The following is a 3,591-nucleotide window of genomic DNA, read 5'->3' on the forward strand; positions in this document are numbered from 1 at the left end:
TTTATCAACGGCAAAATTTTCCTATTTGGTGTTTTTTTATCCTTGACTTGTGGCTAAAATGCTGCAAGTTAGTAGCTGACATTTTGTAATAGATAACTTTTAACCTTATGACTGGAGAGCAAAATTTTGGGAATAGAACTATTCGTTCTCTTGCGCCTCGTACTTATCATGACTTAGCTCAAGCCATTGATACGGCTTTTCAAAAAGTCTCTCTCAAAGATATTCATAACTGGTTTACTCATTGTTGCTACTGTTTCACTGAATATTTAGAACCGGTCTAAAGTTTTCTAGGTAACTATTAATTTCAGTACATAATCCTTGTAGTACATCAGTTCGTATCTCACTCAAATGCATACCGTTATAATCATTAATATAAACTTTACATATTGTATTGATTAGTGCAATCAAAGATTAGTCAACAAGCATAGTCTTTTATCTATGTAAGCAATTTGATATTTATTTAATATTAAGGCTTGTGAATAAGCAAGATTGACATAATAATGCTGTAAGCTATTATTGATACCAATTAAAATTTGCAATAAACAAAACTTGCGAATTTTGTAAGTTTTCCCACTCAAATTTTTGAACTGTCTTTGGTCTAAGCCTTCCTTCTTGGAGATTCGTATTTAGCGACTCGCCATTTAAAAAGGCACTATAGCCAGTTGCTTTGCAAAGAATTAAAGTTTTCTTTGTCTGATTTTTCATGGCAATAAAACTTCAAACTTACTCAAAGTAGCTGGCAATTTTGAGAAACCCAAATTTATTTTGCATTTTTTGTAATCAAAGCCCCAGTATGTCATTGACTAATACGATCAACTTTAGAAACTTACAAGGCGATTTATTCGGTGGTTTAACTGCTGCGATCGTTTCGTTGCCTCTAGCGCTGGCATTCGGTGTTGCTTCCGGTGCTGGGCCTGTAGCTGGCCTTTATGGTGCAGTTTGTGTCGGCTTTTTCGCAGCCTTATTTGGTGGGACACCAACCCTAATTTCTGAGCCAACCGGGCCAATGACCGTGGTTATGACTGCAATCGTCGGTTCCATGACCGCAGCTAACCCCGAAAACGGCTTGGCAATGGCATTTACCGTAGTCATGCTAGCGGGAATATTTCAAATCTTTTTTGGGATATTTAAGTTGGGTAAATACATTACCCTCATGCCTTACAGCGTGATTTCTGGGTTTATGTCTGGGATTGGCGTGATTCTGATTATTTTGCAGATTGCTCCTTTTGTCGGACAGGCAAACCCTAAAGGTGGCGTACTGGGGATGGTGCAAAATCTGCCTCTGTTGTTAACTAAGATTAATCCTGCCGAAACAGCTTTGGGCTTGCTGACGCTAGCAATTATTTTCTTCATGCCAGCCAAGCTTAAGCGCTTTGCTCCTCCCCAGTTGGTAGCATTAATTATCGGAACTATAGTTTCTTTGACCATTTTCGGCGGTACGGATATCAGACGAATTGGGGAAATTCCCGTAGGACTGCCAACATTGCAATTGCCTGTCTTCACTGCATCCCAAATGACAACGATGCTTGTTGATGGGGCAATGTTGGGGCTGTTGGGTTGTATTGATACTCTACTAACGGCAGTAATTGCAGACAGTTTGACCCGTACTGAACATAAATCTGACAAAGAATTGATTGGTCAAGGTATCGGGAATCTAGTATCTGGTTTGTGTGGTGGGCTACCTGGGGCTGGTGCCACGATGGGAACGGTAGTTAATATCCAAACTGGTGCTAGAACGGCTGTATCTGGTTTAACTCGCGCATTAATTTTGTTAGTTGTAGTTTTGTGGGCTGCGAGTATCACTCAACCTATCCCAATGGCGGTATTGGCTGGTATTGCTCTGAAAGTGGGGGTTGACATTCTTGATTGGAGCTTCTTGAAACGCGCTCATAAGGTGTCGCTGAAAGGCACAATCATCATGTACGGTGTGTTATTTTTGACCGTATTTGTTGACTTAATTGTTGCCGTCGGCGTGGGAGTGTTCATTGCTAATATCTTAACTATCGATCGCCTCTCTGAATTACAATCTCAGGAAGTGAAGGTAATTAGCGATGCCGATGACGCAGTTATCTTGAATAACGAAGAGAAGAAATTGCTTGATCTAGGTAATGGACGTATCCTGCTATTTTACCTGAGCGGGCCGATGATTTTTGGAGTCTCCAAAGCGATCGCTCGTGAACATTCAGCAATGGCAGACTCTGATGTGCTGATTATGGATTTGACTGATGTACCAATGTTGGGTGTGACTGCTTCTTTGGCAATTGAAAACGCCATCAAGGACGCTAGTGAACAAGGTCGTAATGTGCTAATTGTTGGTGCAACCAGCAAAGTCAAAAAACGCTTAGACAAGTTTGGCATTTCCAGATTTGTACCAGAGCATCACATGTTTGTAGATCGTGTAGATGCACTTAAACAAGCTGTTGCTTTAGTTAATCCTCATGCAACTGAGGCTAACAATCCTGGCGTTGGTACTTACACTGACACCTATTCGTAATTGGTAATTGGTAATTCGTAATTCGTAATTAATAATTAAATTACGAATTACGAGATATAAATTACATTTTTTAGATTGGCTCCAAAATGAATCAGAAACGCAAGCAAAAATATGATTTTTTCAGAACCAATACTTAATTCGTTTAACTGGTTAAATTTTCTCACCGGAGGTTTACAGTCTCCTTTACTAGCAACAACTAACGAGGCGGAATATGCTCCTATTGTGCTGACTGGAGTATTGCTAAGTTTAGTAGTCATTTATCTGGCTAGTAAAATTGGTGGCGAATTATTTAGAATGATGGACTTGCCACCTGTATTAGGAGAATTAGTTGGTGGGGTGCTTGTGGGTGCTTCTGCTCTCCATTTGGTAGTGTTTCCCGACAGTGGAGCAGCTGGTAGCGACTCCATTATCATGACTCTCCTGCAATTCATTAATAACCTCAGTCCTGATGCAGTCACATCAATCTTTCAAAGTCAGAGCGAAGTTGTTTCTGTGCTTGCCGAACTAGGTGTGATCATTCTGTTATTTGAAATTGGTCTAGAATCAGACTTAAAAGAATTACAGAAAGTTGGTTATCAAGCAACAATTGTTGCTTGTGTTGGGGTAGCTGTTCCTTTTGCGGCTGGCACTGCGGGGTTGATTTTATTGTTTCATGCGCCAGTAATTCCGGCGATTTTTGCAGGTGCAGCGCTCACAGCTACTAGCATTGGCATTACCTCAAAAGTTTTGTCAGAAATTGGGCAGTTAAAATCTCGTGAAGGTCAGATTATTGTCGGTGCAGCGGTAATTGATGACATTTTAGGCATAATTGTATTGGCAGTAGTTGCGAGCCTTGCCAAAACTGGTGAGGTTGATATTTTCAACGTTATTTATCTAATTGTCAGCGCTACAGTTTTTCTCATTGGCTCAATTTTATTAGGTAAATATTTCAATCAGAGTTTTGTTGCCATTGCGAATAAATTGCAAACGCGAGGAAACTTAATTATCCCAGCATTTATTTTTGCCTTCTTTATGGCTTTTTTGGGTAGTGCCATTCATTTAGAAGCTATCTTAGGCGCATTTGCGGCTGGTTTAGTTTTGGATGAAACGGATAAACG

2 protein-coding genes are annotated in these 3,591 nt (G+C 40.2%); both read left to right on the forward strand.

Going from position 1 to position 3,591, the window contains the following annotated elements; genetic code table 11:
• Positions 1-793: 793 nt before the first annotated feature.
• Positions 794-2,494: a SulP family inorganic anion transporter gene (locus ACEW80_RS02005; protein ID WP_373524991.1), complete on the forward strand. Its 1,701-nt coding sequence runs from the start codon at positions 794-796 to the stop codon at positions 2,492-2,494.
• Between the two features lie 111 nt (positions 2,495-2,605).
• The coding region (locus tag ACEW80_RS02010; protein WP_373524992.1) for a cation:proton antiporter at positions 2,606-3,591 on the forward strand (986 nt) is incomplete at its 3' end.

It is taken from the genome of Nostoc sp. (assembly GCF_041747015.1).
Classification (GTDB): domain Bacteria; phylum Cyanobacteriota; class Cyanobacteriia; order Cyanobacteriales; family Nostocaceae; genus Nostoc.

Bases quoted from the DNA above. Each gene is read 5' to 3' on its own strand.
- ACEW80_RS02005 (WP_373524991.1), top strand. From the start codon at position 794: ATGTCATTGACTAATACGATCAACTTTAGAAACTTACAAGGCGATTTA.